Origin of the sequence: Hyalangium sp., assembly GCF_045802625.1 — a bacterium.
Classification (GTDB): domain Bacteria; phylum Myxococcota; class Myxococcia; order Myxococcales; family Myxococcaceae; genus Hyalangium.
Genome location: NZ_JBJMQP010000021.1, coordinates 1 through 26,089 on the forward strand (window position 1 = coordinate 1; position 26,089 = coordinate 26,089).

The 26,089-nt window shown below is 69.2% G+C and carries 23 protein-coding genes; 11 read left to right on the top strand and 12 right to left on the bottom strand.

What is annotated here, in order from left to right:
* Positions 1-33: 33 nt before the first annotated feature.
* The 6 genes from ACJ8AT_RS03855 to ACJ8AT_RS03880 form a co-directional block, all read right to left on the bottom strand.
* Positions 34-816, bottom strand: coding sequence for an IS630 family transposase (locus ACJ8AT_RS03855; protein WP_407736174.1), 783 nt, complete (start codon positions 814-816; stop codon positions 34-36).
* A gap of 46 nt (positions 817-862) precedes the next feature.
* Positions 863-1,153, bottom strand: coding sequence for a helix-turn-helix domain-containing protein (locus tag ACJ8AT_RS03860; protein WP_407736175.1), 291 nt, complete (start codon positions 1,151-1,153; stop codon positions 863-865).
* Between the two features lie 9 nt (positions 1,154-1,162).
* Positions 1,163-1,972, bottom strand: coding sequence for a hypothetical protein (locus ACJ8AT_RS03865; protein WP_407736176.1), 810 nt, complete (start codon positions 1,970-1,972; stop codon positions 1,163-1,165).
* Positions 1,973-2,218: 246 nt separating this feature from the next.
* Entirely contained in the window at positions 2,219-3,154 is a 936-nt protein-coding gene (locus tag ACJ8AT_RS03870) for a thioesterase domain-containing protein (protein WP_407736177.1), read from the bottom strand.
* Positions 3,151-6,531, bottom strand: coding sequence for an amino acid adenylation domain-containing protein (locus ACJ8AT_RS03875; RefSeq protein WP_407736178.1), 3,381 nt, complete (start codon positions 6,529-6,531; stop codon positions 3,151-3,153). Before ACJ8AT_RS03875 ends, ACJ8AT_RS03870 begins: the two co-directional genes overlap by 4 nt.
* On the bottom strand, positions 6,528-10,889 hold the full coding sequence (locus ACJ8AT_RS03880; protein ID WP_407736179.1) for an acyltransferase domain-containing protein: 4,362 nt from the start codon (positions 10,887-10,889) through the stop codon (positions 6,528-6,530). Before ACJ8AT_RS03880 ends, ACJ8AT_RS03875 begins: the two co-directional genes overlap by 4 nt.
* A 449-nt stretch (positions 10,890-11,338) precedes the next feature.
* On the opposite strand from ACJ8AT_RS03880, the gene ACJ8AT_RS03885 reads away from it, so the two are divergent.
* The 6 genes from ACJ8AT_RS03885 (at position 11,339) to ACJ8AT_RS03910 (ending at position 16,617) form a co-directional block, all read left to right on the top strand.
* On the top strand, positions 11,339-12,157 hold the full coding sequence (locus tag ACJ8AT_RS03885; RefSeq protein WP_407736180.1) for a hypothetical protein: 819 nt from the start codon (positions 11,339-11,341) through the stop codon (positions 12,155-12,157).
* A 45-nt stretch (positions 12,158-12,202) separates the two neighbouring features.
* Positions 12,203-13,477: a pyridoxal phosphate-dependent aminotransferase gene (locus ACJ8AT_RS03890; RefSeq protein ID WP_407736181.1), complete on the top strand. Its 1,275-nt coding sequence runs from the start codon at positions 12,203-12,205 to the stop codon at positions 13,475-13,477.
* 47 nt (positions 13,478-13,524) lie between these two features.
* A complete protein-coding gene (locus ACJ8AT_RS03895; protein WP_407736182.1) occupies positions 13,525-13,863 on the top strand; it encodes an arsenosugar biosynthesis-associated peroxidase-like protein in 339 nt (112 codons plus the stop codon).
* 10 nt (positions 13,864-13,873) lie between these two features.
* Positions 13,874-14,923: an arsenosugar biosynthesis radical SAM (seleno)protein ArsS gene (gene arsS, locus ACJ8AT_RS03900; RefSeq protein WP_407736183.1), complete on the top strand. Its 1,050-nt coding sequence runs from the start codon at positions 13,874-13,876 to the stop codon at positions 14,921-14,923.
* A 72-nt stretch (positions 14,924-14,995) separates the two neighbouring features.
* Positions 14,996-15,388 carry a hypothetical protein gene (locus tag ACJ8AT_RS03905; RefSeq protein WP_407736184.1) on the top strand — a complete coding sequence of 131 codons (393 nt, stop codon included), beginning with the start codon at positions 14,996-14,998 and terminating at the stop codon, positions 15,386-15,388.
* Positions 15,385-16,617, top strand: a complete 1,233-nt coding sequence (locus ACJ8AT_RS03910) for an MFS transporter (RefSeq protein WP_407736185.1) — start codon at positions 15,385-15,387, stop codon at positions 16,615-16,617. The genes ACJ8AT_RS03905 and ACJ8AT_RS03910 overlap by 4 nt, the downstream gene beginning before the upstream one ends.
* A 3-nt stretch (positions 16,618-16,620) precedes the next feature.
* Here ACJ8AT_RS03910 and ACJ8AT_RS03915 read toward each other — a convergent pair whose 3' ends face one another.
* Together ACJ8AT_RS03915 and ACJ8AT_RS03920 are read right to left on the bottom strand one after the other, a co-directional pair.
* Positions 16,621-16,998 carry a hypothetical protein gene (locus ACJ8AT_RS03915; RefSeq protein WP_407736186.1) on the bottom strand — a complete coding sequence of 126 codons (378 nt, stop codon included), beginning with the start codon at positions 16,996-16,998 and terminating at the stop codon, positions 16,621-16,623.
* A 15-nt stretch (positions 16,999-17,013) separates the two neighbouring features.
* The gene (locus ACJ8AT_RS03920) at positions 17,014-18,162 is read right to left on the bottom strand and encodes a zinc-dependent alcohol dehydrogenase (RefSeq protein ID WP_407736187.1); all 1,149 of its coding nucleotides are present in this window, start codon (positions 18,160-18,162) and stop codon (positions 17,014-17,016) included.
* 143 nt (positions 18,163-18,305) lie between these two features.
* Between ACJ8AT_RS03920 and ACJ8AT_RS03925 the strand changes: the two genes are divergently transcribed.
* On the top strand, positions 18,306-18,989 hold the full coding sequence (locus tag ACJ8AT_RS03925) for a phosphoribosyltransferase (RefSeq protein WP_407736188.1): 684 nt from the start codon (positions 18,306-18,308) through the stop codon (positions 18,987-18,989).
* Here ACJ8AT_RS03925 and ACJ8AT_RS03930 read toward each other — a convergent pair.
* The 3 genes from ACJ8AT_RS03930 to ACJ8AT_RS03940 all read right to left on the bottom strand — a co-directional run bounded on the left by ACJ8AT_RS03930 (position 18,881) and on the right by ACJ8AT_RS03940 (position 21,745).
* The gene (locus tag ACJ8AT_RS03930; protein ID WP_407736189.1) at positions 18,881-19,558 is read right to left on the bottom strand and encodes a DNA-3-methyladenine glycosylase family protein; all 678 of its coding nucleotides are present in this window, start codon (positions 19,556-19,558) and stop codon (positions 18,881-18,883) included. The genes ACJ8AT_RS03925 and ACJ8AT_RS03930 overlap by 109 nt on opposite strands.
* 145 nt (positions 19,559-19,703) lie before the next feature.
* Positions 19,704-20,192 (bottom strand): hemerythrin domain-containing protein, encoded by a 489-nt coding sequence (locus ACJ8AT_RS03935; RefSeq protein ID WP_407736190.1) that lies wholly within the window; start codon positions 20,190-20,192, stop codon positions 19,704-19,706.
* Positions 20,189-21,745 (bottom strand): FAD-dependent oxidoreductase, encoded by a 1,557-nt coding sequence (locus tag ACJ8AT_RS03940; RefSeq protein WP_407736191.1) that lies wholly within the window; start codon positions 21,743-21,745, stop codon positions 20,189-20,191. Before ACJ8AT_RS03940 ends, ACJ8AT_RS03935 begins: the two co-directional genes overlap by 4 nt.
* A gap of 224 nt (positions 21,746-21,969) precedes the next feature.
* Between ACJ8AT_RS03940 and ACJ8AT_RS03945 the strand changes: the two genes are divergently transcribed.
* The 4 genes from ACJ8AT_RS03945 to ACJ8AT_RS03960 are packed head-to-tail and all read left to right on the top strand — an operon-like array spanning position 21,970 to position 24,957.
* Positions 21,970-22,179, top strand: coding sequence for a hypothetical protein (locus ACJ8AT_RS03945; protein ID WP_407736192.1), 210 nt, complete (start codon positions 21,970-21,972; stop codon positions 22,177-22,179).
* Positions 22,180-22,183: 4 nt separating this feature from the next.
* Positions 22,184-23,872, top strand: coding sequence for an ATP-binding protein (locus tag ACJ8AT_RS03950; RefSeq protein ID WP_407736193.1), 1,689 nt, complete (start codon positions 22,184-22,186; stop codon positions 23,870-23,872).
* Complete coding sequence (locus ACJ8AT_RS03955) at positions 23,869-24,261, top strand: response regulator (RefSeq protein WP_407736194.1); 393 nt, start codon at positions 23,869-23,871, stop codon at positions 24,259-24,261. The genes ACJ8AT_RS03950 and ACJ8AT_RS03955 overlap by 4 nt, the downstream gene beginning before the upstream one ends.
* Positions 24,262-24,270: 9 nt before the next feature.
* A complete protein-coding gene (locus ACJ8AT_RS03960) occupies positions 24,271-24,957 on the top strand; it encodes a GvpL/GvpF family gas vesicle protein (protein ID WP_407736195.1) in 687 nt (228 codons plus the stop codon).
* A gap of 40 nt (positions 24,958-24,997) precedes the next feature.
* Here the strand turns inward: ACJ8AT_RS03960 and ACJ8AT_RS03965 are convergent.
* Positions 24,998-26,089: hypothetical protein (locus ACJ8AT_RS03965; RefSeq protein WP_407736196.1), on the bottom strand; the 1,092-nt coding region annotated here is incomplete at its 5' end.

Consider the following 26,089-nt stretch of genomic DNA (forward strand, 5'->3'; position numbering starts at 1 on the left):
CTAGTGGAGTGTCCACGAAGTTGTTGGACATAGTCAGGCAAAGTGGCGGTCCACCCACGCGTGCATCTTGGAGCGGGTCCAGGACCAAGTGAACGGGTGCGCGTAGAGGCGGTTGTACTCGGGCCAGCTCGCATTGAGGTGAGCCATGAGCTCAGCGCGGCTGGCCCACTCCCCTCGCTGGAGGTAGCGCGCTGCGAAGGCGCGGAGGAGCAACTCGGCCTGATCGAGCCAGGAGGCATGGGGCGGGGTGTAGAGCACCCGCACGCGCGGGTAATGGTCGCGGAGCCAGTGCCGCGTCTGCTGGGCCACGTGGCTGGAGCCGTTGTCCCAGATGAGGTGAATGCGTCGCGCATCGCCATGGTCATCGAGCACCTGGGGGAGCATGGCCCGCAGGCACGCTGCGTCGTTGTGCTCCAAGCACCAGCCCCGCATCTGGCCTGTGTGCACCACCAACTTCACCAGGAAGTTCACCGTGCCGTGCCGCACGTACTCGAACTCTTGTGCCTCGATGCGGCCAGGCCTCATGGCGCGTGTGGGGCACCTGCGCTCCAGCACCTGGATGTTGGGCTTCTCATCCAGGCACAACACCACCTCACCGCGCTGGGCCAGGGCCTGGGCATGCTCGTAGCACCAGAGGACTTTGGCTGCTTGATGACGGAAGGAGTCGTCCGGCGTCGGTGTCTTCCAGTAACGCGAGCGGTGCGGCTGCAACTCGGCATCCCTGAGAATGAGGGCCACCTCGGAGTGGGACAGGACGGGGGCGATGCCCCGCAGTTGAGCGGCGCGAGCCAGGCTGCGGGTGGACCAGTGCGTCATGTGCAGCCCGACACCGGCCGGCTCGCAGCACGCCAGGCGCACTACCTCAACGCGCTGCAGGGGGGGAAAGCTCCCGCGGCCGACCGGAGCGGGGGGCATCCTTCACAACGTCGGCTCCGAGTGCTTCGAAGCGACGACACAGCGCCCAGATAGTCCTGCGGTCCTGACCGAGCCGCTCGGCCAGCTCCGAAACGATGGTGTCCGGCTCCGCCATGGCGAGCAGAATGCGTGCTCGGCGTGCGATGCGCTGCTCGGTCCGGCCGTCTTGCACCAGACCCTCGAGGTGCGCGACCTCTGATGGCGCGAGGTGGATCAGTCGCGGGGGGCGTCTTCTCATCGAGAAGAGCTATGCATCCCCAGCGACTATGTCTATGCACTTCGTGGACACTCCACTAGCTGTCGGGCTGCTCTGCTGCGCACGACTGAGGAGCGCCGGGACGTCAAGCAAGGTGCCAGATGCGAGCGTGACGAGAACCTTGATGGGGGCCTGCTGTGCCGTGCCTCCGCCGAGCGTGATCGAGTGATGCCGGGCGAGCCTGCCCAGATACCCGCGCAACCGAGCATCAATTCGAGGATGAAGGAGCACCGGGTTACCTCCGCTGCTCAGGACGGTCTCCGCAACAAGCTGGACAGCATGGCAGAACGCAACCTGTTCATCCCGCGTGATGGGCTGAAGCGGTGCCCCGGTACGGTTCTGACCGACCAGTTCCCCCGTCTTAGGAGCAACTTGAGCGCGGCGGTGGACCAAGCTATGGCGGGCCTCCTCGAACGTCCGGTACACCTCTGCAAGAGCAGTCCAGACAGCTTGCCCCGCAAAGGGGGAACACGCTGCCTTGCTTGCCTGCGCGGCCTTCATCTTGATCGTGAACTCCGAGCCCCGATCTGGGGGGACGCCTGCTTGGTGCAGTCCCAACTCCACAATGAGGTCGAGGACCTTCCAGGCTGCGCCGAACAGCATGGGATAGAGCTTCGCAATCAGCGCGTCCACCGCTCCTTGGCTGACGCTCTCGACCTGCCTCATGCGAACCACAACGCTACCCGTCACCGGATCCAGCTTGAGTTCCCGCCCACCTGGCGAAACCAGAGGGACTGCGGCCTCAAGCGCCCAGAGCTCGAACTCGGTAGCGCTTTGAAGGTCGGAAAGGTTTTGGATCATGAGGAGGCTGAGGTTGGGTGAAGGACTTCGGTTGGGGAGAAATCGGTGCGTCAATGCCCTGTGGGGACACTGCAGTCCAGTCCGAGTTCAAATCGTGTCTCCCCAATTATCAAAAACCCTGGAGCTTCGCGGACTTCCGTTACCCCAGGGCTTTCCTGCCCATCTACAGGAGTACCGTCAACGGTACACATGGAAGTACCGTCGACGATACTTACGGAAGTCTCGTTGACGAGACCTCCGTAGGGCCTACTTCTTCAGGAAGTCGGCCATGCGCCGGGCGATCATGCCGCAGTCAGGCTCGTCACCGCTGATGATGCCGGCGGAGTCCGCGTTGAGCTTGTGGTAGTGGATCTTCTCGGAGGGCAGGCCGCGCAGGTGGACCGTGTACGAGGTGTTCAGGTCCAGCTCCAGCTCCCTCTTGTGCTCCAGGCCCACCACGATGATGTCGATGTGCCCGCGCAGCTCGCGCTTGGCCTTGTAGCCCAGCATCGCGCTCAGGCCCGCCTCGTACATCTTCATGCGGTGGCGGAACATGTGCTCTTCGGCCGGCCCCTTGATGTAGCCCCCCTCGCGCACGATGTTGGTGACGAACTCGTAGCGCTCCTCGGACTCCGGCATCGCGCGGATCTTCTCCATGGGCAACGGCACGTGGATGCCCAGCATGCGCTCGAAGATGAAGGTGTGGTCCTCGATGGCTCGGAGCTGCAGGGCGTCCGTGCCCGGCAGGCAGGCCCACGGGCGCAGGAACACCGGCATCACCTGCAGCAGCACGGCCACCTCCTCGCCCTCCGCCTGGAGCCGAGTCGCCAGCTCGTACGAGGGCAGCCCGCCCATGCAGAACCCTCCGATGTAGTAGGGCCCGTGCGGCTGGATGGCGCGGATGTGGCGCATCGAGTACTCGACGCTGTCCTCCACATTGCGGATGGGCTCGCGCTCCTCGTCGAAGCCGGGGGCCTGGACGCCGTAGAAGCCCATGGGCTCGGGCAGGTACGGGGCGATGTGGCGGAAGTACGAGACGCCTCCGTCCGTGGCCGGGAAGAAGAAGAACGGCGGCACGCCGGGCTCCCCCTTCTTGAATTGGATCAGGTTGGAGGGGACGTCCTTTGAACCCACTTCACGGTTCTTGATCAGTGCGCGAAGCAGTTCTTTCTTGGCCTGCGAGAGGGGTGCTGACGTCGTCATGGACGTACCTCCTGGGTGGAAACAAGTCTGGAAAGCAGGGACTGGGCCTCGTCCTCGCTGAGCTCCGCGATGGCGGCCTCCAGGGCGCGCTCGTCGCCGCTGGTCGCCGCGGCCTTGAGGCGCGCGAACTTGAGCGCCCCGGCCAGGCCCTTCACGGTGGGTTGGACGAACAGCTCGGACATGGGCACGGACACCCCGAGCCGCTCCCGAGCCGTGTACAGCAAGCGCGCCGCCATCAACGAGTGGCCGCCCAGCGCGAAGAAGTCATCACCCCGGCTGGGGAGCCGCCCTGGCAACAGCTCGTGGAAGAGCGCGGCCACCGCCTCCTCCATGGGCCCCACCGGCGGCTCATAGTCCACGTCCGCCAGCTGCAAGTCGAAGGTGGCCGGGGGCAGCGCCTGACGGTGCACCTTGCCGTTATGAGTGCGCGGCAGCTCCGGCATCACCACGAAGTGCGCCGGGACCATGTACGCCGGCAGCCGCCCCTTGAGCCAGCCGCGCAGCTCCTGCACCTGCGGCTCTTCGCTCGTCGCGGGGCAGAGGCAGGCGATGAGCTCCTGCTCTCCATCCATCCCGGGACGCGCCACCACCGCCACCTCCGCCACCTGCGGATGCTGGCCCAGCACGTGTTCGATCTCCCCGGTCTCGATGCGGTAGCCGCGGACCTTCACCTGACCATCCAGCCGCCCCAGGAACTCCAGGCGGCCATCGCTGCGCTGACGCACCAGATCTCCCGTGCGGTAGCAGCGCACGGGCGCGGGGAGCAGCCCCGCGGGGTTGAGCTCGACGAAGCGCTGGGCGGTGAGCTCCGGCCGGTTCCAGTAGCCCAGGGCCACGCCCTCGCCGCCGATGTACAGCTCGCCGGGCACGCCCGGCCCCACCGGCAGCCCCGCCTCATCCAGCACGAAGAGCTGCGTGTTCTCCAGGGGGAGCCCCGCCAGGATGGGAGCCCCCTTCGTCAGCCGCTCCCGCAGAGACCAGATGGTGGTCTCCGTGGGGCCGTACAGGTTCCACAGCTCTCCGCAGCTCGAGGCCAGCCAGTCCACCAGCTCGCGCGAGGGGTGCTCGCCGCCGCACAGCACCTTGAGCCGCTTGTCGCCCGGCCACCCGCTGGCCCTGAGCAGCGACCAGACGGAGGGCGTGCCCTGCATGACGGTGATGCCCTGCTCGGAGATCAGCCGCGCCAGGCGCATCCCATCGCGCACGGACTCGGAGTCGGCGATCACCAGCCGGGCGCCCGTCACCAGCGGCATGAAGAGCTCCAGCACGGAGATGTCGAAGGACCACGTGGTGACCGCCAGCAGCACATCCCTCGCGCTGAGGCCCGGCTGGCGTGACAGCGCCCACAGGCAGCTCACGACGTTGCGGTGGCGCACCACCACGCCCTTGGGCCTGCCCGTGGAGCCCGAGGTGTAGAGGAGATAGGCGGGAGCCTCCGAGTCCAGCTCCACGGACGGAGGAGCCTCGGCGCGCAGCGGCTCCAGCTCTCGCAGCGTCAGGACCGGAAGGCCCTCGGGCACGGCGCGCGGGGCCGGCTGCTCGGACACCACGAAGCGGGCCTGGCTGTCCTCCAGCATGAAGCGAATCCGCTCCTCGGGCAGATCCGGATCCAGCGGCAGGTACGCCGCGCCCGCGGAGAGCACTCCGAGGATGGCCGTGAACAGCTCCGCCGAGCGTTGCCCGAGCACCCCCACCACCTGCCCCGGACCGACGCCTCGCCGGACAAGCTCCTGGGCAATCCCGTGCGCCCGCGCCATCACCTCCGCGCGAGAGAGCGTGCGCCCCGCATACGTCACCGCGGGAGTCTGGGGAGCCCGAGCCAGCTCCTGGAACACCCACTCGTGAAGGAGGCGCTCGCGCGGATAGGCGATCTGCGTGTCGTTCCAGCCGACCACCACCTGCCGGGTCCGGGCCTCGCCGAGCAGGCTCGCGGCGTCCACCGGCGCCTCCGGGGAGGCCGCCAGCCGCGCGGCCAGGGTGCTGAAGATCTCGATCAGGCGGGGACCGAACTCCTCCGAGAACAGCGACGCGCTGGTGAGCAGCAGGCCCCGGGTCCCCGAGGGGCTCGGGAACAGGTGGCACTCCACGTCGAACTGGCAGAGCTGCGCATCGAACGGGTACTCCGAGCACTCCACCCCCGAGAGCCGCAGCGGCAGCGAGGAGGGCTGCATCGCGAAGAAGACCTGGAACAGCGGGCTGCGCGAGGGATCCCTCTTCTGTCCGGAGAACTGGACGAGCTGCTCGAAGGCCACTCCCTGGTGCTCAGCGGCCTCGAGGGAGTGGCGGTGGACCTGGCGAATCAGCTCGGAGAAGCGGATCCCCGCAGGCACCTCCATGCGCACCACCATCGTGTTCACCATGCAGCCGATGAGCGGCTCCAGGCCGCGATCTCCGCGGTTGGCGTGCGGAGTGCCCACCACCACATCCCGCTGGCGGCACAGGCGCTGCAGCGTCACCGCCAGCACCGCGAGCAGCGCCGAGAACGGCGTCGCCCCCACCTTCGCGGCGGCCTGGGCCAGCGCGGCATCCAGCTCTGGAGGCAGGGTGAAGCGGTGCTGCCGGCCCCGGTAGTGCGTAATCGCTGGCCGAGGGTGGTCCGTCGGCAGATCCATGAAGGGCAGGTGCTCCAGCCGCTGGCGCCAGTAGTCCAGGCTCGTGGAGGCGCGCTGCCGCTCGCGCTCCCAGTCCACGAAGTCCTCGTAGCCCAGCTTCAGCTCGGGCAGCGACGCGGCGCCCCCCTCCAGCCCGGCGCGATAGAGCGCCTCCACCTCCGCGTTGAGCAGCCCGAGAGACCAGCCATCCGTCACCAGGTGGTGCATGCCCAGGCCCCAGATGTAGTGCCCGGGGCCCAGCTCCAGCAGGCAGCTGCGCAGGGTGGGCTCGCGCTCGAAGTCGAAGGGGCGCGCCAGCACCTCGCGCAGGGCCTGCTGAATGCGCTCGTCGGTGATGGGCCCCTCCAGGCGGATGCGCTGCAGCGGCACCCGGTAATGGGCAGCGAAGAACTGGACCAGCTGGCCCTCCAGCTCGGCGAAGGTGGCGCGCAACGCCTCCTGGCGATCCACCACCTGCTGAAGTGCCCGCTCGAGCAGCTCCGGCCGGAGCGGGCCACGCAGCTCGTAGGCATTGGAGACCAGGTACGCGTTCTGGTCCGGCGCCAGCCGCGTGAGGAACCACATCCGGCGCTGCAGGCTGGAGATGCCCGCGGCGGTGCGGCCCTCCAGCAGCGGCAACAGCTCCGCCTTGTGGGCGCGCAGCGCCTCCTTGTCCTCCGCGGTGAGCACGCCCCCAGGCGCCTTGAAGCGGAGCTGGCCGTCAACGGTCCACAGCCGCACGCCCTTGCCGGTGAGCTGCCCTACCAGCCCCTTCGCGGTGATCACAGGCTCCCCTCCTCCAGCGTCGCGGCCAACGCTTCTGCATTAACGGCGGGCGCGCCCGCTTGCCGCACGTGCGCGCAGAGCGCCTGGGCCAGCGAGTACAGGCTCCGGTCCTCCAGGTAGAGCGAGACGGGCACATCCACCTGCACCAGCGCCCGAATCCGGTTGTTGAGCTGCATGGCCAGCAGCGAGTCGAGCCCCAGCCGCTTGAGCGAAGTCTCCGAGGGAAGCGCCGACTCGGCGATCTGAAGGATGGTGGCGGAGTAGCGGCGCAGGAGCGGCTCGACGATGTCCGGCTCCGGCTCCGCCGCCGAGGACTTCAGGGCCTGCTCCAGCCGCACCAGCTCGGGAGGCCCCGCCGCCGGGGTGGCCGTGGCGGCCGCCTGGAGCGTGCTGGAGATGATCCCATCCATCCCCTCGGGCCAGCAGTGGATGCGCTGCCACGGGTAGGACGGCAGGGAGATGATGCGCCCGCCGCGCCGCTGCACCGCGGCCCAGTCCACCTCCACCCCGCGCTCGTAGAGCTGCGCGAGCGTCTCGTACAGGTAGCGCTGGCCCTCGCCGCGCCGCAGCGAGTGCAGCACCGCGCCCTTGGAGCCCGCCTCGGCCAGGGTCTGCTCGCAGGCCATGCCCAGCAGCGGGTGCACCGACACCTCGAGGAACAGATCAATCCCGTCGCGCAGCATGGCGCGCACCTGCTCGTAGAAGCGCACCGGCTGGAGCACGTTGCGCACCCAGTGGCGCGAGTCCAGCTCCGGCCCTTCCACGATGGTGCCCGTGGCCGTGGAGTAGAACGGGATGGAGGAGGCGCGCGGCGACAACCCCACCAGCTCCTTGGCGAGCGGCTCCCGGATGGGCTCCACCTGGGGGCAGTGGGACGCGGGGAACTCGGCCCCCAGCACTCGGATGAAGGCCCCCTGCGCCTGCAGCTCGGTGGAGATGGCGTCCAGGGCCGCGCGCTCCCCCGCCAGGGCAAAGCTGCGCGGGCCGTTGCGCCCCGCCATGCTGGCGCGGCCCTGATAGCGCGCGAGCACCTCCTCCAGCTCCTCGGGCGAGCACTCGACCACGGCCATGGTGCCGCGGCCGCCCACGGCCTGGATCTGCCGGCTGCGCGCGCAGACGATGCGGGCCGCATCCTCCAGGCTCAGCGCGCCGGACACGTGCGCGGCGGCCACCTCGCCCATGCTGTGGCCGATGACGGCCGCGGGCCGGATCCCCAAGGACTCCCAGAGCCGGCACAGCGCGATCTGGAAGGCGAACAGCACGGGCTGGGCCACATCCGAGCGCGTCTTGAGCATCTCCCCGCTGGCCAGCTTCGCCGCCACGGACCAGCCCGTGTGGCGCGCGATCACCGCGTCGCACGTCAGCAGGGCCTGACGGAAGACAGGCTCGCGCTCCAGCAGCTCCCGGCCCATGCCCTCCCACTGGCCGCCCTGGCCCGGGAAGACGAACGCCAGCCGCGGAGGATGGGTGGGAGCCGGACGATCCTGGAGCGGCAGCGCCAGCGCCGCGTTGAGCCGCTCGCGCAGGCCGGTGCGGCCGTTGCCCACCACCGCCACCCGGTAGCCCAGGTGACTGCGGCCGCAAGCCGCCGTGTAGCACAGGTCATCCAGCGCCACGCTGGGCTTGGACTCCATCAGCTTGAGCAGCCCCGCCACGCGAGCGTGCAGGGCCTGCGGCGTGTGCGCCGACACCGCGAGCACATGCGGCGGGCTCGGGGCCTCCTCGAACGAGACGCCCGGGTGCACGGGCACGCCACAGGCCTGCAAGGCGCTGGCGGCCTCGAGCAGCGTCTCCCACTCGGAGCCCTGGCGGTGCGTCGAGGTCACCACCATGCCCTCACGGCCCGCATGCGCCAGGCACTGCTCCGTGAAGCGGGCGAGCGCCGGCTGGGGCCCCACCTCGAGGAAGAGGTCCTCGCCGTCCTTGAGCAGCGTGTCGATGGCCGCCGCGAACTCCACGGGCTCGCGCAGGTTGCGGGCCCAGTAGTTGGCGTCCAGCTCACGCCCCTCCATGAAGTGCCCCGTCATCGTCGACAGCAGCGGGGTGTGCGTGGGCTGAGGAGAGATCCCCGACAGCCCCTCGATGAACTCGGGGAGGATGGGATCCATCAGGGGGCTGTGCGAGGGGAAGCCCGCGTCCACGAACGTGCAGCGCTTGCCGGCCTCGTGCACCTCGCTGGCGAGCAGCTCCAGCACGGCGTGCTCGCCGGAGATCACCGTGGAACTGGGGCTGTTGCACACGGCGACGGAAGCACCCGCCCTGCCGCGCAGCAGCTTCTCGATCTCCTCCCGGGAGCTCTCCACCAGGAGCAGCCCGCCGTGCCCCACCATCCGCCCCGTCAACTGGCCGCGCAGGCAGACCAGGCGCACGGAGTCCTCGAGGCTCAGCGCCCCGGACACATGCGCCGCGGCCACCTCTCCCAGGCTGTGCCCGAGCACGACTCGGGGGACGACGCCCCACGAGCGCCACAGCTCGGCCAGCGCCACCTGCACGGAGAAGATGGCGGGCTGGACGATCTCCGGCTCGTGGAGCCGCGACTGCCCCGGAGGCGCCAGCAGCTCCGGCAGCAGCGACCAGCCGGCCTGGGCCTGAATCTGCCGCTCGCACGCCTGGAGGCTGGCGCGGAACAGCGGCGAGGCCATCAGCAGCTCGCGCCCCATGCCAATCCACTGCGAGCCGTGCCCCGCGAAGACAAACACCGGCTGGCGGGTCGTCCGATCATTGCCGACTCCAAAGGGGCTGAGATCCCGGAGGATCTCCTCCATCTGAAGCGAGGCGGGCGGGTGCGCGTCCTCCAGGATGACGTGGGCGTTGGTGCCGCCAAACCCAAACGAGCTGACGCCGGCCCGAGCCGGGATCTCCCGCCGGGGCCAATCGCTCAGCCGGGTGTTCACCTCCAGGTTCAGCGCCCCGAAGTCGATCTGGGGGTTGGGCGTGTGGAAGTGCAGGCTGGGCGGGAGCTGCCGGCGGCGCAGGCTGAGGGCCACCTTCATGAGGCCGGCGATCCCCGCCGCCGCCTCCGCGTGACCGATGTTGCTCTTCACCGAGCCGATGCGCAGCGGGCGATCCGCCGGACGGCCCTGGCCATAGACGGCGCCAATGGAGGAGACCTCGATGGGATCTCCCAGCCGCGTCCCCGTGCCGTGGGCCTCGATGTAATCAACGGAGGCCGGCTCCACGCCCGCGCGAGCGCACGCCAGCGCCAGCACCGAGCGCTGGGCCCGGGGGTTGGGCGCCGTCAGCCCGTTGCTGCGCCCGTCATTGTTGATGGCGGTGCCGCGAATCACGCAGGCAATGGGGTTGCCGTCGGCGATGGCCCGCGACAGGCGCTTGAGCACGACGATCCCGGCGCCCTCGGCTCGGACATAGCCATCCCCCGCCGCGTCGAACGAGCGGCAGCGGCCCGAGGGGCTGGCGGCTCCGAACCTCGACATCTGCACCATGCTGTCCGGCGCGAGGATGAGGTTGATGCCACCGGCGAGCGCCAGGTTGGACTCGCCGCTGCGCAAGCTCTCGCACGCCTGGTGGACCGCGACCAGCGAGGCCGAGCAGGCCGTGTCGATGGCCATGCTCGGGCCTTCTAATCCCAGCCAATAGGAGATGCGATTGGCGATGATGCTGTGGTGCGTGCCGGTGACGGTGTGGGGCGCGATGGTCCCCAGCCCCAGGCGGCCCATCATCAGGGCGAAGTCGCTCCAGATGGCGCCCAGGAAGACGCCCGTGGCGGAGCCCACCAGCGTGTGCGGAGGGATGCCCGCGTCCTCGAGCGCCTCCCACGCCAGCTCCAGCGCCACGCGCTGCTGGGGGTCCATGTGATTGGCCTCGCGGGGCGAGATGCCGAAGAACGCCGGATCAAACCCGGTGATGTCTCCGCGCAGGAAGCCCCCATGGCGCATGGGGATGGTGTCGGGCGTGGCCAGGTCCGAGCGGTAGAGGGCCTCCACGTCGAAGCGCTCACGGGGCACCTCCGTCACCGCGTCCGTCCCCGTGCGCAGCATCTCCCAGAAGGCCGCGGGGCTGTCCACGCCTCCGGGGAAGCGGCAGGCCATGCCAACAATGGCGATGGGCTCCTGCGCCGCCGCCCGCGTCACCTCATGGGTGGAGACGGTGCTCGCCCGCCCGCTCAGGTGGGCGGCGAGCTCGTCGATGTTGGGGTGTTCCCACAACAAAGTGATGGGCACGGGGCGGCCCAGCCACTTGGACAGCCGAGCCGCGAGGGCTCCTGCTGCCATAGAGTCCAAGCCGAGTCGGCGGAAGCTGGCATGAGCTTCCACGCGCTCGGCTGGAATGTTCAGCGACTCCGCTACGGCAGAGATGAGCCATCTGCGGATGCTGTTCTGTCCGTTGGAATTGGCCACTGAGGAGAGGGGGAGCGGGGGCGGTTGGAACGCCTATAGACCACCATGTTTTTGCAGTGACGTTCAACCTCACAGGGGTGCAATAAGGCCGTTAGGTATGCCCCGCAGCCCCTCGGTGCACCATGAAAACCTGTTTCACATGTTTCAGAGCCCCCCAACCCAGCGGCTTGGGTGGGATCGACCAGACCCTAGAGATTGCTGAGAGAAGGCTCCGAAGTTGCCAGGGTTCTCCCGGCTTCACGAAGTGAGCAAGGAATCCTGCTTCAAGCGCGCGTTGACGATTGGACTGCTGGCTAGAGCCGGTGATGCTGTGCAGTGCGCTGCACACGGATGCACATCGGCCGTGCGCACCACGCCTCTCTTCTCGCGGGGTTGGCGCAGGCACGAGGGTTGCTGAATTGGCGGTGCATCCCCCGCCCGCATGGCGGAACCCTGCCGAGGAGCCCCGCATGATGCGCTACATGATCCCCGCTGCCGTCCTCACCGCGCTCGCCACCGCCTGTGGAGGCGAACGAGGGCCCCCCACCCAGGAAGAGCTCGACGACGCTCACAACCGAGTGGACGTGGCGCTCGACGCGGCCACGCAGGCCCGCGCGGCGCTGGAGCTGCTCGGCATCCTGCCCGTGTACACGTGCGGTGAGCCTCGGAGGAGCTTCGTGGGCAAGGCCGCCGATTCGGCCCAGGCACAAGCCGGGTGCGTCACCGCCACCACCGAGACCCTGGACGCCACCACGGACGCGGTGGTGCTCACCTTCGCGGCAGGAGGCTGCACGGTCCGCGGCCACACCGTGTCCGGACAGACCGCCTTCAAGTACTCGGGCGGCGAGGACCGGATGGACTTGAAGGCCGACCTGCGCGGGCTGCAGGTGGACGGAGCGCCGCTGCAAGTCGAGGTGGGCTACGGCACCTGCGGAGACGAGTCGCGCTACTACGCGCTGGCGGAGGGCCAGCTGCCCCGCCGCCCCGAGTATGGGTACCGGGTGGATGGCCGGGTGGGCATGCGCGACGGCCTGCCGGTGATTGGCGGCACCTCGCTGGTGTTCAACGGGCCGGGAGAGCTCACCGGGCCGGAGGGAACCCACCGGGTCACCTTCACGGAGCTGGAGTATGAGCTCGGCGAGCTCGCCCCGAAGGAGGGCGAGGCGCTGCTGGAGACGGCGCAGGGCCGCACCGTCAAGGCTGCCTTCTCCCAGACACTCTGGCGCCTGGGAAAGATGGAGCTGACGATCGATGATCGCGACCCGGTGACAGTTCCCATCGTCCGGTGAAGCGGAGAGAGGCGCGCGGGCCCAAGCTCCGGTAGGGTGCGCGCCGTGAGCGACGACAACATTCCAGCGTTTCGCTCCGTGCCGCGCACGGGCGTCATCTACGTCACCGCCGAAGCCAGCCGCCGGGGCTACCGGCCTGGGGATCCCGAGTGGTGCAACCTGGGCCAAGGGCAGCCCGAGACGGGCGAGCTGCCCGGCGCCCCGCCCCGAGTGGGCAAGGTGGCCGTGGAGGTGGCGGACCTGGAGTATGCGCCGGTGGCCGGGCTGTGGGAGGCCCGCGAGGCCATCGCCAGCCTCTACAACCGGCTCTACCGCAAGGGGATGCCCAGCCAGTACACCGCGGAGAACGTGAGCCTGTCGGGCGGCGGGCGCACCTCGCTCACGCGGGCGGCGGCGAGCCTGGGCCAGGTGAACCTGGGCCACTTCCTGCCGGACTACACCGCCTACGAGGAGCTGCTGGACGTCTTCAAGGCGTTCACCGCCATCCCCATCATGCTGGAGGGCGAGCGCGGCTACGCCTTCACGCACGAGGACCTGCGGCGCGAGGTGCAGGGGCGCGGGCTGTCCGCCCTGCTCTTCTCCAACCCGTGCAACCCCACCGGCAAGCTGGTGCAGGGTGACGAGCTGGCGCGCTGGGTGGGCGTGGCCCGAGAGCAGGAGTGCACGCTGCTCATCGACGAGTTCTACTCGCACTACATCTGGACGGGGCGGCCCGGCCAGCTGCCGGTGGAGAGCGCCACGCGCTACGTGGAGGACGTGAACCGGGATCCAGTGGTCGTCTTCGACGGGCTCACGAAGAACTGGCGCTACCCGGGCTGGCGGATGACGTGGACGGTGGGGCCTCGGCAGGTGATCGAGGCCGTCTCCAGCGCGGGCAGCTTCCTGGACGGCGGAGGCAGCCGGCCCCTGCAGCGCGCCGCGCTCCCGCTGCTGGAGGAGGAGACGGTGGTGGCCGAGACGCAGGCCATCAACGCCGCGTTCCGCGAGAAGCGCGATCGCTTCCACTCACGGCTGGAGCGGCTGGGCATCCGCACGGACCGGCCGCCGGATGGAACGTTCTATGTCTGGGGCAACCTGGCCGGGCTGCCGCCGCCGCTCAATGACGGCATGGGCTTCTTCCGGGCCGCGCTGGAGCAGAAGATCATCTGCGTGCCAGGGGAGTTCTTCGACGTGAACCCGGGCAAGCGGCGCGCCCGCTCCTCGCGCTTCCGCACGTACGTCCGGCTGTCCTTCGGCCCGTCCATGGAGGTGCTGGACAAGGCGCTCGAGCGGCTGGAGGCGCTGATCCTGCGCTACATGCAAGCGCCCGCGCAGCCGTAACGCGCGGCGGTCCTCGGACGTATCCACCCGTAGCAGGAGAGCCCACCATGGAAAATCCCCACTACTACCACTCGCACGATCTGGCCCGCTTCCCCGAGGTGGGGAAGAACCGGCCGGAGCTGGCGCAGAAGTTCTTCGACTGGTACGGCGCCGTCTTCGCGGAGGGCGCCCTCTCCGCGCGAGAGAAGTCGCTCATCGCCCTGGCGGTGGCGCACGCGGTCCAGTGCCCGTACTGCATCGACGCGTACAGCAAGGACGCGCTGGAGAAGGGCTCGGACCTGGACCAGATGACCGAGGCGGTGCACGTGGCGGCGGCCATCCGGGGAGGCGCCTCGCTGGTTCACGGCGTGCAGATGCGCAACCACGTGGACAAGGTGGGCATGTAGGGACGTCCCCATGGCCACGAACACGCCCCCTTCCCTGCTGTCTCGCCGAGCGCCGCTCGCCTCTCCCGCCACCCAGCTGGAGACGCTGCACCGGCTGAAGCTGCCTCGCGAGTTCGACGCGGCGTTGCGGGAGGCGGGGCTCCATCCCCTGCGGCCCACGAAGCTGGACATCTTCCAGATGAACCTGGGGAAGATGTGCAACCAGACGTGCCGGCACTGCCACGTGGACGCGGGGCCGGACCGGCGCGAGGTGATGAGCCGGGAGACGATGGAGCAGTGCCTCGCGGCGCTGGCGAAGACGGCCATCCCCACGGTGGACCTCACGGGCGGCGCGCCGGAGATGAACCCGCACTTCCGCTGGCTGGTGGAGGAGGTGCGCAAGCTGGGCCGGCAGGTGATGGACCGCTGCAACCTGACCATCCTGGAGACGGCGCCGCACGCGGACCTGCCCGAGTTCTTCGCGCGGCACCGGGTGGAGGTGGTGTGCTCGCTGCCGCACTACCGGGCGCTGAACACGGACAAGCAGCGCGGCGAGGGGGTGTACGAGAAGTCCATCCGCGCGCTGAAGCGGCTCAACGCGCTGGGCTACGGAGACGGGCAGAGCGGGCTGCGGCTGGTGCTGGTAACCAACCCCGTGGGCGCGTTCCTGCCGGCGGGGCAGGCCTCGCTGGAGGCCGAGTGGAAGCGCGAGCTGTTGAAGAACCACGGCATCCGCTTCGACTCGCTCTTCACCATCACCAACATGCCCATCAGCCGCTTCCTGGAGTGGCTGGAGCAGTCCGGCAACCTGAGCGCGTACCTGGAGCGGCTGGTGACGGCGTTCAACCCGGCGGCGGCGCTCGGGGTGATGTGCCGCAACACGCTCTCGGTGGGCTGGGACGGCCAGCTCTATGACTGCGACTTCAACCAGATGCTCGAGCTGCCGGTGGAGGCCGGAGCGCCGCGGCACATCCGGGACTTCGATCTGACAAAGCTCGAGGCGCGCGCCATCGTCACGGACCGGCACTGCTTCGGCTGCACGGCCGGGGCGGGCTCCAGCTGCGGCGGCGCCACCACCTGAACCTCAACGGCGACAGGAGAACACACTATAGACATAGGGCTTGCTTGAGCCCGTGATGGGAGGAAATCACGGATGACCAAGCACTTCATTGCCGTCGCATTGACGTTCGTCCTCGCAGCCTGTGGCAGTAGCTCGGATTCACCGCGTTCTAAATTGACAGCGAATGACACGGCCTCCGTCGCCACGGATGCGACCGTGTCCACGGTGCGTTCTTCTGTCTCCATGAACCCCAGCTTGCAAGACTTGGTGGTCGAGATCCGGATCCACAACTCAGCCACCAATGATCTGTACGCTTATAAAGTCTTCAGCCCCGTCAGCATCCCGGCCGGCTCGCAGCAGACCCTGACCTTCGACTACCAGTCCGCTGCTTCGGCGACGCCACCCTTTGGGCCTGGGTGGCGTCGTCCCGAGCGCTCCACGATAATGCGCGGTGTGATGCCGACACTGCCCCCGGGCCCGCCGTGAAGCTCTCCCCCAAGAAGCTGGCCCTCCTCACCTCGCTCTACTTCGTCCAGGGCATGCCCTATGGCTTCCAGATCACGGCGCTGCCCGTGTACCTGCGCACCCAGGGCATCTCCGTCACGGCGCTCGGCTTCCTCCAACTGCTCTCCCTGCCGTGGATGTTCAAGGCCCTGTGGGCCCCGCTCGTGGATCGCTACGGCTCGCCGCGCATTGGCCGGCGCAAGTCGTGGATCCTCCCTTTGCAGGTCGCGCTGGCAGGCACGTGCATCGCCGCGTCCACAGTCCCCCTCCCGAGCGCGCTGCCCGTGCTGCTCGGGCTCATCTTCCTGATGAACCTCTTCGCCGCCACCCAGGACATCGCCGTGGACGGGTTCGCGGCGGACTCGCTGAGGCCCGAGGAGCTGGGCCTGGGCAACACCGCGCAGGTGGTGGGCTACAAGCTGGGGATGATCACCGCGGGAGGACTCCTCCTCTGGGCGAGTGACTCCATCGGCTGGCAGGGCCTGTTCCTCTGTATGGCGGCGCTCTGCCTCGTCGTGTCCGTGGTGACGGCCTTCGCGCGCGAGCCCGTGCCGCAGGAGCGCTCCTCCGAACGGACAAGCTGGCGCGAGCTGCTCGGCCACCTCAAGGAGGCGCTGCTGCTGCCGGGGACCGGGTGGCTGCTCTTCTTCGTGGCCACCTACAAGTTCGGCGAGACGATCTCGGACGCGCTCTACAAGCTGTTCCTCGTCGACTCCGGCATCCGCCCCGCGCAGATCGGCCTCTGGGTGGGCACGTGGGGCACGGCGGCCTCGATCCTGGGCTCGCTGACGGGAGGCCTGCTCGCCACCCGGATGCCGCTGCTCGGAGCGCTCGCCGTCACCGCGACGCTGCGCATCTTCCCGCTGGTGGGCCGGTGGTGGCTGGCGAAGCTGGGTGTCTCGGACGAGGGCGTCATCGGCGTCACCCTGGCCGAGGAGTTCTTCGGCGGCTCGCTGACCACGGTGATGTTCGCCTTCATGATGTCCCGGGTGGACCGCCGCATCAGCGCCACCCACTACACGCTGCTGGCCAGCGTGGAGGTGCTGGGCAAGTCACCCGGAGGCCCTCTCGGGGGGATGCTCGTGGGCAAGGCGCACTGGAGCTACGCCCAGGCCTTCCTCCTGGGCGTGGCGCTCTCGGTGGCCTTCCTCTTCCTCATCCCGCTGCTGCGCAGGCGCGGAGCCTCCCCCGCCCCGCAGCCCACCTCCTGAGGCTCAGCTCCGGAGCCACCTCACCGTGAGGCCGCCAACGACGGCCACCGCGGCCAATGGAAGGATCCTCCGGAAGTTGTGCTCCCAGGAGTCCACCCGGTCCGCGGCGAGCAGCATCATCCAGTGCCGGGCCCAGTGGTCCGGGTAGTGGTAGGCCACCTTGCGCAGCACGCCGCTGAGCGCCTTGGGTGGCGCCGCCGTGCCGAACACCGGCGGCATCCCCGTACGGCCTCCGTGGACGAACACCGGATAGGCCGAGCGCTGCGGCTCAATCGGCACCTGCGAGCCCGGGAGCGGCTGCGGCTCCAGCTCCATGGGGACGCCGGGCCGCTGGCTCGGATCCAGATCCACTCCCCTGCCTTCGATTCCTTGCTCGATCATGGCTGTCTCCTTGGCTCAGGCGTGTCCGTGGGGAGCGAGCACGCACTTGATGCAGCCGTCCCGCTTCTGGGCGAACAGGTGGTAGGCGTGCGGCGCGTCCTCGAGCGGGAAGCGGTGGGTGATGATGCCCTTGGCGTCGATGCGCCCCGCGCGGATGTGCTCCAGCAGGTGCGGCATGTACCGGCGCACGTTGCACTGGTTCATCCGCAGCGTCAGGCCCTTGTTCATCGCGCTGCCGATGTTGATCAGGTTCCACGGTGGGCCGTACACGCCGATGATCGACACGTTGCCCCCCTTGCGCACGGTGTCGATGCTCCAGTTGATCGCCGTGGGAGCGCCGGCCTCCAGCTTCGCCAGGCCCAGCATCTTGTGCATCGTCGAGCCCTCGGCCTCCATGCCCACCGCGTCGATGCACACGTCCGCCCCACGTCCCCCGCACAGCTCCCGGAGGTGCAGCACCACGTCATCCACCTCCTTGAAGTTCACCGTCTCCACCTTCGCGTACTGCTCGGCGAAGGCCAGGCGGTAGGGCACGTGGTCCACCGCGATCACCCGGCCGGCGCCCAGCAGCCACGCCGACTTCATGGCGAACAGGCCCACCGGGCCGCAGCCGAACACCACCACCGTCTCGCCGGCCTTGATCTCGCCCATCTCCGCGGCCTGGTAGCCGGTGGGCAGGATGTCGCTGAGGAAGAGCACGGACTCGTCATCCATGTCCTCCGGGATCTTCATTGGCCCCACGTCCGCGAAGGGCACGCGCACGTACTCGGCCTGGCCGCCCTCGTAGCCGCCCGTGGTGTGCGAATAGCCGAACACCCCGGAGGCCAGATCACTGCTCGGGTTGGAGTTCTCGCAGAGGGCCGTGAGCCCCCGCTGGCAGTAGAAGCACGAGCCACAGGAGATGTTGAAGGGCACCACCACCCGGTCCCCCTTGCGCAGGTTCTTCACCTCGCGGCCCGTCTCCTCCACGACGCCGACGAACTCGTGGCCGAACGTGCACCCCACGCGGGTGTCCGCGATGAGTCCGTGCAGCAGGTGCAGATCCGAGCCACAGATGGCCGCTCGGGTCACCTTCAAGACGACGTCCTGAGGGTGCTCGATGCTGGGATCCGGTTTGGTCTCCACACGGACCCGGTAGGGTCCCTGGTAAGTCAATGCGCGCATGCGTGTCCCGCTCCTTTCCCAAGGGGTGCGGACGCGACACTCCAGGGGCAAGGTTCGCCCAGGCACAGTCCCTGGGTACGAGAGCGGCCGAGCGGCCAGCCTGCATTTGCAGACAGGTGGCTTGCTCCTCAGGTTCCGCCCAAATGATCACTCCTTTCTCCCACCGGGCCCACGCGGGTGAAGTGCTCGCTCGCTCGCTCGCGCGGTTCGCGGGACGGCATGACGTCACCGTGCTAGGCGTTCCGAACGGCGGCGCCGCCATCGCCTTCGAGGTCGCACGGCATCTGGCCGCGCCGTTGGATCTCTGCTTCCTCGAGCCGATCACTTCCCCGAAGGGAGAGGTCACCTTGGGGCTGCTCGGCTGGCCGCCGGCGCAGCAGCTTCACGAGCCCGCCATCAACGCGCTCGGGCTGGGAGACGAAGCCGTCCGGCAGGCCACGGCGGAGACCTGGCGCCGCCTGCGCCAGCGGATCCATGCCCTGCGTCCTCCCGCGCCTCCGCCCACCCTGCACGGGCGCATGGTGATCCTCGTGGACGAGGGCGTGGCGCAGGGCGTCCTGCTTCAGGAGGCCGCGGGGCTGCTGCGCCGCACCGGGGCGCGCACGGTGGTGGCGGCGGTGCCGGTGGGCTCGCGCGAGAGCCTGCGGCTGCTCGCCTCGGAGTTCGATGACATCATCTGCCCCTGGCAGCCCCTGCCCTTCGATGCGCTGTCGTCCTTCTATGGGGACTTCCGCCCGGTGACGGACGACGCGGTGCGGGCCTTGCTGCTGCGGGCCTGGGGCGATTGGGGGCGCGTGGACGTGTCCATGCCGGATGCCTTCTCCTGAGCCTCGGGCAGCTCCAGCGAGCGCCAGAGGTACCAGCTCGCCACCGTGCGCCACGGGCGCCAGCGCTCTCCGTACGCCAGCACCTCGCGGGGACGTGGGGACTCCTTCAGTCCCTGGAGGAGCATGAAGCCCTTGCGGATGGCGTAGTCATCCACCGGCAGCACGTCCGGCCTCCCGAGCCGGAAGATGAGCAGCATCTCCACCGTCCACTGGCCGATGCCGCGCACCTGCGTGAAGCGCTCGATCAGCTCCGCGTCGGTCAGCCGGTGGACCTGGGCCAGCGTGGGCACCGCGCCCTCTCGGGTCTTCTGGGCCAGATCCTTCAGCGCCGCGGCCTTGGCGCCGGACAGCCCCACCTCGCGCAGCGCGGGATCCGGCGTGGCCAGCAGCGCCTCGGGCGTGAACCCCGAGCCCACCCCCACCCGCTCGGACAGCCGGGCGAAGATGGAGGCCGCGGCGCGGCCGTGGAGCTGCTGGTAGACAATGGACTCGGCCAGCGCCGCGAACGGGCTGTGCAGCGGCTTGAGCTGGAGCCGGAAGGGCCCCACCCGGCGCATCAGCTCCGCCATGCGCGGATCAGCGCGGGCAAGCGCCCGGCGGGCCGAGAGCGTGAAACCCTCAGGGAGCAGTGAGACAGCAGGGACGGCGCGCGGGGCGGCGGGCATGTTCAGGCCATGCTGCCACCCACGCGCTCGGACTGCACGCAAGTTCAGATCAGATCGGCGCCGCGGTGTCCGTCTGCATCGGCACTTCGTTGCGAGGCTCGGCCTCCATCAGCTCGTCGAACTCCGCCTTCATCTGGATGCCGAGCGCCAGGAGCTGGTCCTCGTTGAGGGTCTTCCTCACCATCTTGAAGAGCTTGTCCTCCTCCTCCTCGACGTGGTGCTCGACGTTCTCCATCAGCACCTTCATCTTCGCGTCGAAGGTCTCGTCGGTCGGCTCCAGATCGAGCAGGTCCGCGATGAGGCGCTTGACGGCCAGGTGCTCCTCCGCCGCCTCGAGGAGCAGGTCCTCGCTCTTGTCCGTCTTGATCGAGGGATAGAAATATTGCTCCTCGATGGTGGCGTGGGCCGAGAGCCGGTCGGCGATCATGATGAAGAGCTCCCGGCGCTCCGTGATGGAGCCGTCACCCAGCCTTTCGAACTTCTTGAAGAGCTTGCTGACTTCCTCGTGCTGTTCCTTGAGCAGTTCAAGCGCGTTCATCGGTTGTCTCCGTTCGTGGTGTTGGGTGAATCAGTTGATGCCTCCGGCGGCAGCCGCCTGGAGGCGAGATCCTTCACGGCCGGGCCGTTGAGCACCTTGCCAGTGGGGCTGTAGCGAGCACCATGGCAGGGGCAGTCCCAGGAGCGCTCCGCGCTGTTCCAGTGCACGTGGCACCCCAGGTGCGTGCACACCGGCGACACGGCGTGGCAGGCGCCGCCCTCCTCGCGGTAGACGGCCACCTTCCGTCCGGCCACCTCGAGGATCTTCCCCTCGCCCGGCGCCACCTCGGACAGCGTGTGCCCGTCCGGCCGCGAGAGCCGATCCGCCACGAAGTGGAAGGCGACCTCGGCGTTCTCCTGGAGGAAGTCCTTGGCGCCCGCCTTCACCTTCACGCGCGTGGCGTCATAGAGCGCGGCGTACGGGTTCTGCAGCCCGAGGATCAGATCCGAGAGGATCATCCCCGACAGCGTCCCCCACGTCATGCCCGTGCCCGAGAAGCCCGTGGCCACATAGGTGTGCCGCGAGGCGCTGTTGCGGCCAATGTACGCCAGCCCGTCCGCAGGCTCGATGACCTGCCCGGACCAGCGGTGCGTGAGGCGCGTCACCGGGAAGAACCGCTTCGTGTACGCCTCGAGCGCCGCGAAGTGCTTGTCCGTGTCCTCTTCCACGCCGACCTTGTGGTCCTCGCCGCCGACGATGAGGTAGTCCACCCCGTCGATCCGCTGCGGGCGGATGTAGTGGTACGGATCCTGGCTGTCGTAATAGAGGCCCGCCTCCACCGGCGCCTCCAGCGGACCGGCCACCGCGTAGGTGCGGTACGGATAGACCTTGGTGTGGAGGAAGAGGCGGTTGAGCGGCGTGGTCGTCGCCTCCACCACGTCCATGGCGAACACCGTGCCTCGCTCCGTGACGACCCGGCAGGGCGTTCCGTCGTGGACCTCCACCGCGCGGGTGTCCTCGAAGAGGAGGCAGCCTTCCTGCTCCAGCCGCTCCGCCATGGCGAGCAGGTACGTGCGCGGGTGGATCAGCGCCTGGTTCTCCAGCCGCAGCGCTCCCTTCACCGGGAAGGGCAGCGGCACCTCGCGCGCCAGGCTGGCCTGCAGCCCTACCTCGCGCGCCGCGGCCACCTCCTTCTCCAGCTCGCGAAGCTGGCTGTCCGTCTCCGCGTAGCGGAACATCGGCACGCGCTGGAAGCCGCAGTCCACTCCCAGTTGCTCCACCAGCGCGGCGATCAGCTCCAGGGAGGCCCGGCTGGAGGCCGCCGCCAGCCGCGCGCCCTTCTCACCGAAGTCCGAGCGCAGCTGGTGGTACGGCGTGTCGAGCAGCTCGGTGAGGTGCGCCGTCGTCTGCCCCGTCTGCCCGGTGAGCAGCCGGTTCATCTCCAGCACCGCCACCTTCTTGCCCGCCCGCCGCAGCAGCCAGGCCGTGGTGAGGCCGGCCACACCGCCTCCCACCACCACCACGTCCACCGCCAGCTCTCCCGTCAACGCCGGAAAGCGCCGCGCGGCAGCCGTCGTGGTCCAGAGCGACTTGTGGATCCGCTCGCCAGTCATGGCCCAAGGCTAGGGATGCCTCCCGGAGCCGGTAAGCCAGCAGCCGTAGCTCGCATGGCCGCCTGCCCTGCTGGCCCGGCATTGGACACGGTGTGTTCGAGGCAACAGACTGAGGCGAAAGCTATTGGTGATTCGCGCGCTTCTGTCGAATCCCTGGAGTCTCCGGGTGGGGAGCGCGGTATGACAGAAGCCCATGGGTGGGCCCCCACCGCCAGGAGAGCAGGATGCCTGTCGCGCGCAACCCCGGAAGCAGCAGTCTCGTCGATATCCTGGATCGGGTCCTGGATCAGGGCGTGCGGTTCGAGGGAGCGCCTCGGGCGGTGAAGGCGGAGGCCCCTCTCCCCGTGAAGCCGGCCCGCATCGTGGTCGCGGCCGTGAACACCCACCTGGAGCATCCCGGAGCCTCTCCCGGGAAGACGGGAACCGGAGCCTAGCGCCGTGCCGTCCTCTGCTCCCCTGACGCCCTCTTCTGCGCCCAGGCCAGAGGCGCGCTCCGAGCCGAGCCCCCCGGGCGCCGAGCACGAGCGCACCCTGCTGCGGCACATGGTGGACGCGGTGACGGACCCGCTGCTCTTCACCAGCCCCGAGGGCCAGCTCCTCATGGCCAATGCCCGCGCGCGCCAGCTCTTGGTGGCCAGCGAGGGAGCCAGCGAGGGCCACCGCCGCGCCGTGGAGCTCAACCAGCAGCTCTTCCACACCGCGCTCCTCAGCTTCGCCACCGGGGGCGCCTCGCTCGTGCGCCGCAGGGATTTGTCCCTGGTGGATCCGGCCGAGGGCACGGATCTGCTCTTCGAGCTGGTCTGCACCCGGGTGCAGGAGCCGGGCAGCCCTCCGGGCCTGGTGTGCGTGCTGCGCAACGTGACGGATCTGGGCCGCGCCACCCGCGCGCTCGGCGAGAGCTACCGGCGCCTGCGGGCCTCGGAGCAGGAGGCGCGCTCGGAGCGGCTGCGGTTGGATCTCGTGCTGGACTCGGTGCCGGATCCCATCATCCTCACGGATCCGGCCGGCGGCACGGTGCTGATGAATGATCCGGCCGAGCGCCTCTTCATCGCCCCGCCGGACAGCGGCGAGGCCACCCGGCGGCGCGCGCACACCAACGACGCGCAGTTCTCCTCCTTCCTCTCCCACCTGCTCTCGGCGGGAGGAGCGCGGCGCTGGCGCAGCGAGCTGCCCCTGGTGGAGCCGGCCACCGGCGCGCCGCTGCCCATGGAGGCGGTGGGCAGCCAGGTGCTCTCGGATTCGGGCGAGCCCACCTCCATCGTCACCCTGCTGCATGATCGGACGGAGGCGCAGGAGAAGGCCCGGCTGCTGGAGCAGCTCACCACCGCCTCCAGCGAGCTGGAGGCCAAGGTGCACACGGCCACCGCCGAGCTGGCCGAGCAGAACGAGAAGCTGCGGCGGCAGGCGCTCCAGCTGGAGCAGGCGAGCGCCGCCAAGTCGCAGTTCCTGGCCAACATGTCCCACGAGTTCCGCACGCCGCTCAACGCCATCCTCGGCTACACGAGCATGCTGCTCCAGGGCGTCTCCGGAGAGATGACGCCCCAGCAGAAGCGCAACCTGCAGCGCATCGACTCCAACGGCCGGCACCTGCTCCAGGTCATCAACGAGATCCTCGACATCACCCGCATCGAGGCCGGGCGGATGCCGCTCAACCTGAGCGACTTCGTGCTCTCGGAGCTCATCGCCGAGGTGGTGGCGGAGCTGGATCCCATCGTCGCCCGGAGCAGGCTCGCGGTGAGCACCTCGCTGGCGCCCGAGCTGCCGGAGCTCCATGGCGACCGGCAGAAGGTGAAGCAGATCGTCCTCAACCTGCTGTCCAACGCGCTGAAGTTCACGCACGAGGGCTCGGTGCAGATCGCCGCCGCGTACGAGATGGCCACCTCCACCCTCACCATCTCCGTGAAGGACACCGGCATCGGCATCGCCCCGGAGCACCTGGAGAAGATCTTCGAGGACTTCCAGCAAGTGGACAGCTCGCCTACTCGGGCCTACGGCGGCACGGGGCTGGGTCTGTCCATCTGCCGACGTCTGGCGGCGATGATGGGTGGGCGCGTGACGGTTCAGAGCGAGCCAGGCCAGGGCTCCACCTTCACACTGCACCTGCCGCGGCGTATGAGGCGTACATGACGAATGCTTCGGCTTCCGACAAGCCGCTCGTGCTGGTGGTGGACGACTACCAGGATGCACGGGAGATGTATGCCGAGTACCTGGACTTCTCCGGCTTCCGGGTGGCCGAGGCGACCAACGGGGCCGAGGCGCTGGACAAGGCCTTCTCGCTGCTGCCGGACATCATCCTGATGGACTTGTCGCTGCCCATCATCGACGGCTGGGAGGCCACGCGCCGGCTGAAGAACGACGAGCGCACGAAGAAGATCCCCGTGGTGGCGCTGACCGGACATGCCCTCAGCCAGAGCGAGGGAGTGAAGCTGGGCTGCGACGCCTTCGTCATCAAGCCCTGCCTTCCGGACACGCTCGTGGCGGAAGTGAAGCGGGTGCTGGCCACACGCGCGGCGTAGGGAGTGGCCATGTCCCCGACACCGCTCGAGCCCCCGGGTGCGCGGGGCCTGTACATCTACGGCGTGCTGCGCTCGCGGGAGGAGCTGAGCTTTGGCCCCATCGGCCTGGGCACGCCTCCGGCGGAGGTGGGCACGGTGGGCCATGGGGAGCTGATGGCGGTGGTGTCCTCGGGGCCGCTGGGCGTGCCGGATCCGACGCGCGACAACGTGCTGGCTCACCACCGGGTGCAGGAGGCGGTGATGCGCGAGCGCACGCTGCTGCCCATGGCCTTCGGGCTCACCCTGGCCGGACGCGAGGAGGTGGTGGAGCTATTGCGCTCGGCCGAGGACGCCTTCACGGGCGTGCTGGAGCGGCTGGAGGGCCACCTGGAGCTGGGCCTCAAGGTGCTCTGGGACCGGGACTTGCTGCCCCAGCAGGTGGCCGAGCACGACGCCCGCTCCATCGTGGAAGCGCTGCGTCCTCACGCCACGGCGGTGCGGGTGGTGAGCCCCATCGGCGAGCGGATGATCCTCAACGCCGCGTTCCTCTTGCCGCGCGAGCAGGAGGCCACCTTCGACGCGAAGGTGCGCTCGCTGGCCGCGCGCTTCGAGCTGCTCATGTTCCAGTACACGGGCCCATGGGCGCCGTACCACTTCGCGGACATCCGCCTGCGCTGGGAGCCCGAGGCGCCCGAGCCTCCCTCCTCCCCGCGCTGAGGCCGGGCGGGGACGAGAGGGCTCGGGCACTCCGTGGAGCTCAGCTCCCCGAGGCGACCTTGACGGCCTCCGTGGCGAGCGTGTCCATGCCGCCGTGGAAGTGGATCCAACCCGCGCTGTGCTCGGTCTTCCCGTAGAACTCGCCCTTGTCGCCCCGCGACACGGAGAAGAAGCCCACCGGCTTGCCGTCCTTGCGGTACTCCACGCGGAACACCTCCTCGGGCGCGCCGCCCGGCGGCTCCTCACCCCGGCCCATTACGTCCATGGCCACCGTCCGCCAGATGCGATCGTGCCAGTTGTGGGCGAACTCCTCCGGCTTGTCCGGCGCGTCCTTCGGCGCCACCTTCACCTCGCCCGGCGGCTTGCCGGTCACCAGGTAGGTGCGCGAGTTCTTCCCCTGAATCACGGTGAAGGAGTCGAAGTCCCCCTCATCGAAAGTATGGGGCCGGCGGTCCACCAGGCGGTTCATGCCGCCCTCGAGGTCCGGCAGGACGGCCGAGGTCAGCAGGAACACCTTGCCGTCCTCGCGCAGCGCGTAGGGGATGCCCCACGTCGCTCCCTGCGGCGTCGCCAGCACGAGCGTCTGCTCCCGGCCGTCCACCGTGAACGTCAACTTGCGCTGGCTGTTCACCAGCCCCAGCTCCTCGAGCTTCTTCGCGTCCAGCTCCCCCAGCGCGCGGCTGCCCTTCAGCGGCGCGAGGCGTTCGAACAGGTTCTGCGCACTCAAGTTGGCGCGCAGCTCGTGCACCACTGTCTGGGGAGCCGCAGCGGGCGGAGCAGTCCCGGCCTCGCCGGCCTCCTTGGCCACCAGCGGCACACCCGCATCCGTGGCCCCACCGGCCACGCCTCCATCCATCACCCCACCGTCGGCCTCGGCCGCGGGCTTGGCGGGCGGAGGCGGCTTCGGCTTGTCTCCGAGCCGCACCCAGAGCTCGCCGTCCTTGCCGCGGAACAGCTCGACCAGGCGGTTGGCATCATCGAAGCGCACCCGCTGGAGCGCTCGCTTGGAGATGTCCAGCACGGTGACTTCGCCGGGCTGGCCCTCCGGCTCGCGCTGCCAGGTAAACAAGGCCGCCAGCAGGCCCAGGGCCGCCAGCGCGCCCTGCAGCGCCACCCCTCGCGCGTTCATCGC

Coding starts and splice junctions, on each gene's coding strand:
- ACJ8AT_RS03915 (WP_407736186.1), bottom strand. CDS start 16,998: ATGATCGAGCAAGGAATCGAAGGCAGGGGAGTGGATCTGGATCCGAGC.
- ACJ8AT_RS03860 (WP_407736175.1), bottom strand. CDS start 1,153: ATGAGAAGACGCCCCCCGCGACTGATCCACCTCGCGCCATCAGAGGTC.
- ACJ8AT_RS03865 (WP_407736176.1), bottom strand. CDS start 1,972: ATGATCCAAAACCTTTCCGACCTTCAAAGCGCTACCGAGTTCGAGCTC.
- ACJ8AT_RS03895 (WP_407736182.1), top strand. CDS start 13,525: ATGGAAAATCCCCACTACTACCACTCGCACGATCTGGCCCGCTTCCCC.
- ACJ8AT_RS03920 (WP_407736187.1), bottom strand. CDS start 18,162: ATGCGCGCATTGACTTACCAGGGACCCTACCGGGTCCGTGTGGAGACC.
- ACJ8AT_RS03960 (WP_407736195.1), top strand. CDS start 24,271: ATGTCCCCGACACCGCTCGAGCCCCCGGGTGCGCGGGGCCTGTACATC.
- ACJ8AT_RS03885 (WP_407736180.1), top strand. CDS start 11,339: ATGATGCGCTACATGATCCCCGCTGCCGTCCTCACCGCGCTCGCCACC.
- ACJ8AT_RS03925 (WP_407736188.1), top strand. CDS start 18,306: ATGATCACTCCTTTCTCCCACCGGGCCCACGCGGGTGAAGTGCTCGCT.
- ACJ8AT_RS03930 (WP_407736189.1), bottom strand. CDS start 19,558: ATGGCGGAGCTGATGCGCCGGGTGGGGCCCTTCCGGCTCCAGCTCAAG.
- arsS (WP_407736183.1), top strand. CDS start 13,874: ATGGCCACGAACACGCCCCCTTCCCTGCTGTCTCGCCGAGCGCCGCTC.
- ACJ8AT_RS03855 (WP_407736174.1), bottom strand. CDS start 816: ATGACGCACTGGTCCACCCGCAGCCTGGCTCGCGCCGCTCAACTGCGG.
- ACJ8AT_RS03945 (WP_407736192.1), top strand. CDS start 21,970: ATGCCTGTCGCGCGCAACCCCGGAAGCAGCAGTCTCGTCGATATCCTG.
- ACJ8AT_RS03940 (WP_407736191.1), bottom strand. CDS start 21,745: ATGACTGGCGAGCGGATCCACAAGTCGCTCTGGACCACGACGGCTGCC.
- ACJ8AT_RS03905 (WP_407736184.1), top strand. CDS start 14,996: ATGACCAAGCACTTCATTGCCGTCGCATTGACGTTCGTCCTCGCAGCC.
- ACJ8AT_RS03870 (WP_407736177.1), bottom strand. CDS start 3,154: ATGACGACGTCAGCACCCCTCTCGCAGGCCAAGAAAGAACTGCTTCGC.
- ACJ8AT_RS03935 (WP_407736190.1), bottom strand. CDS start 20,192: ATGAACGCGCTTGAACTGCTCAAGGAACAGCACGAGGAAGTCAGCAAG.
- ACJ8AT_RS03955 (WP_407736194.1), top strand. CDS start 23,869: ATGACGAATGCTTCGGCTTCCGACAAGCCGCTCGTGCTGGTGGTGGAC.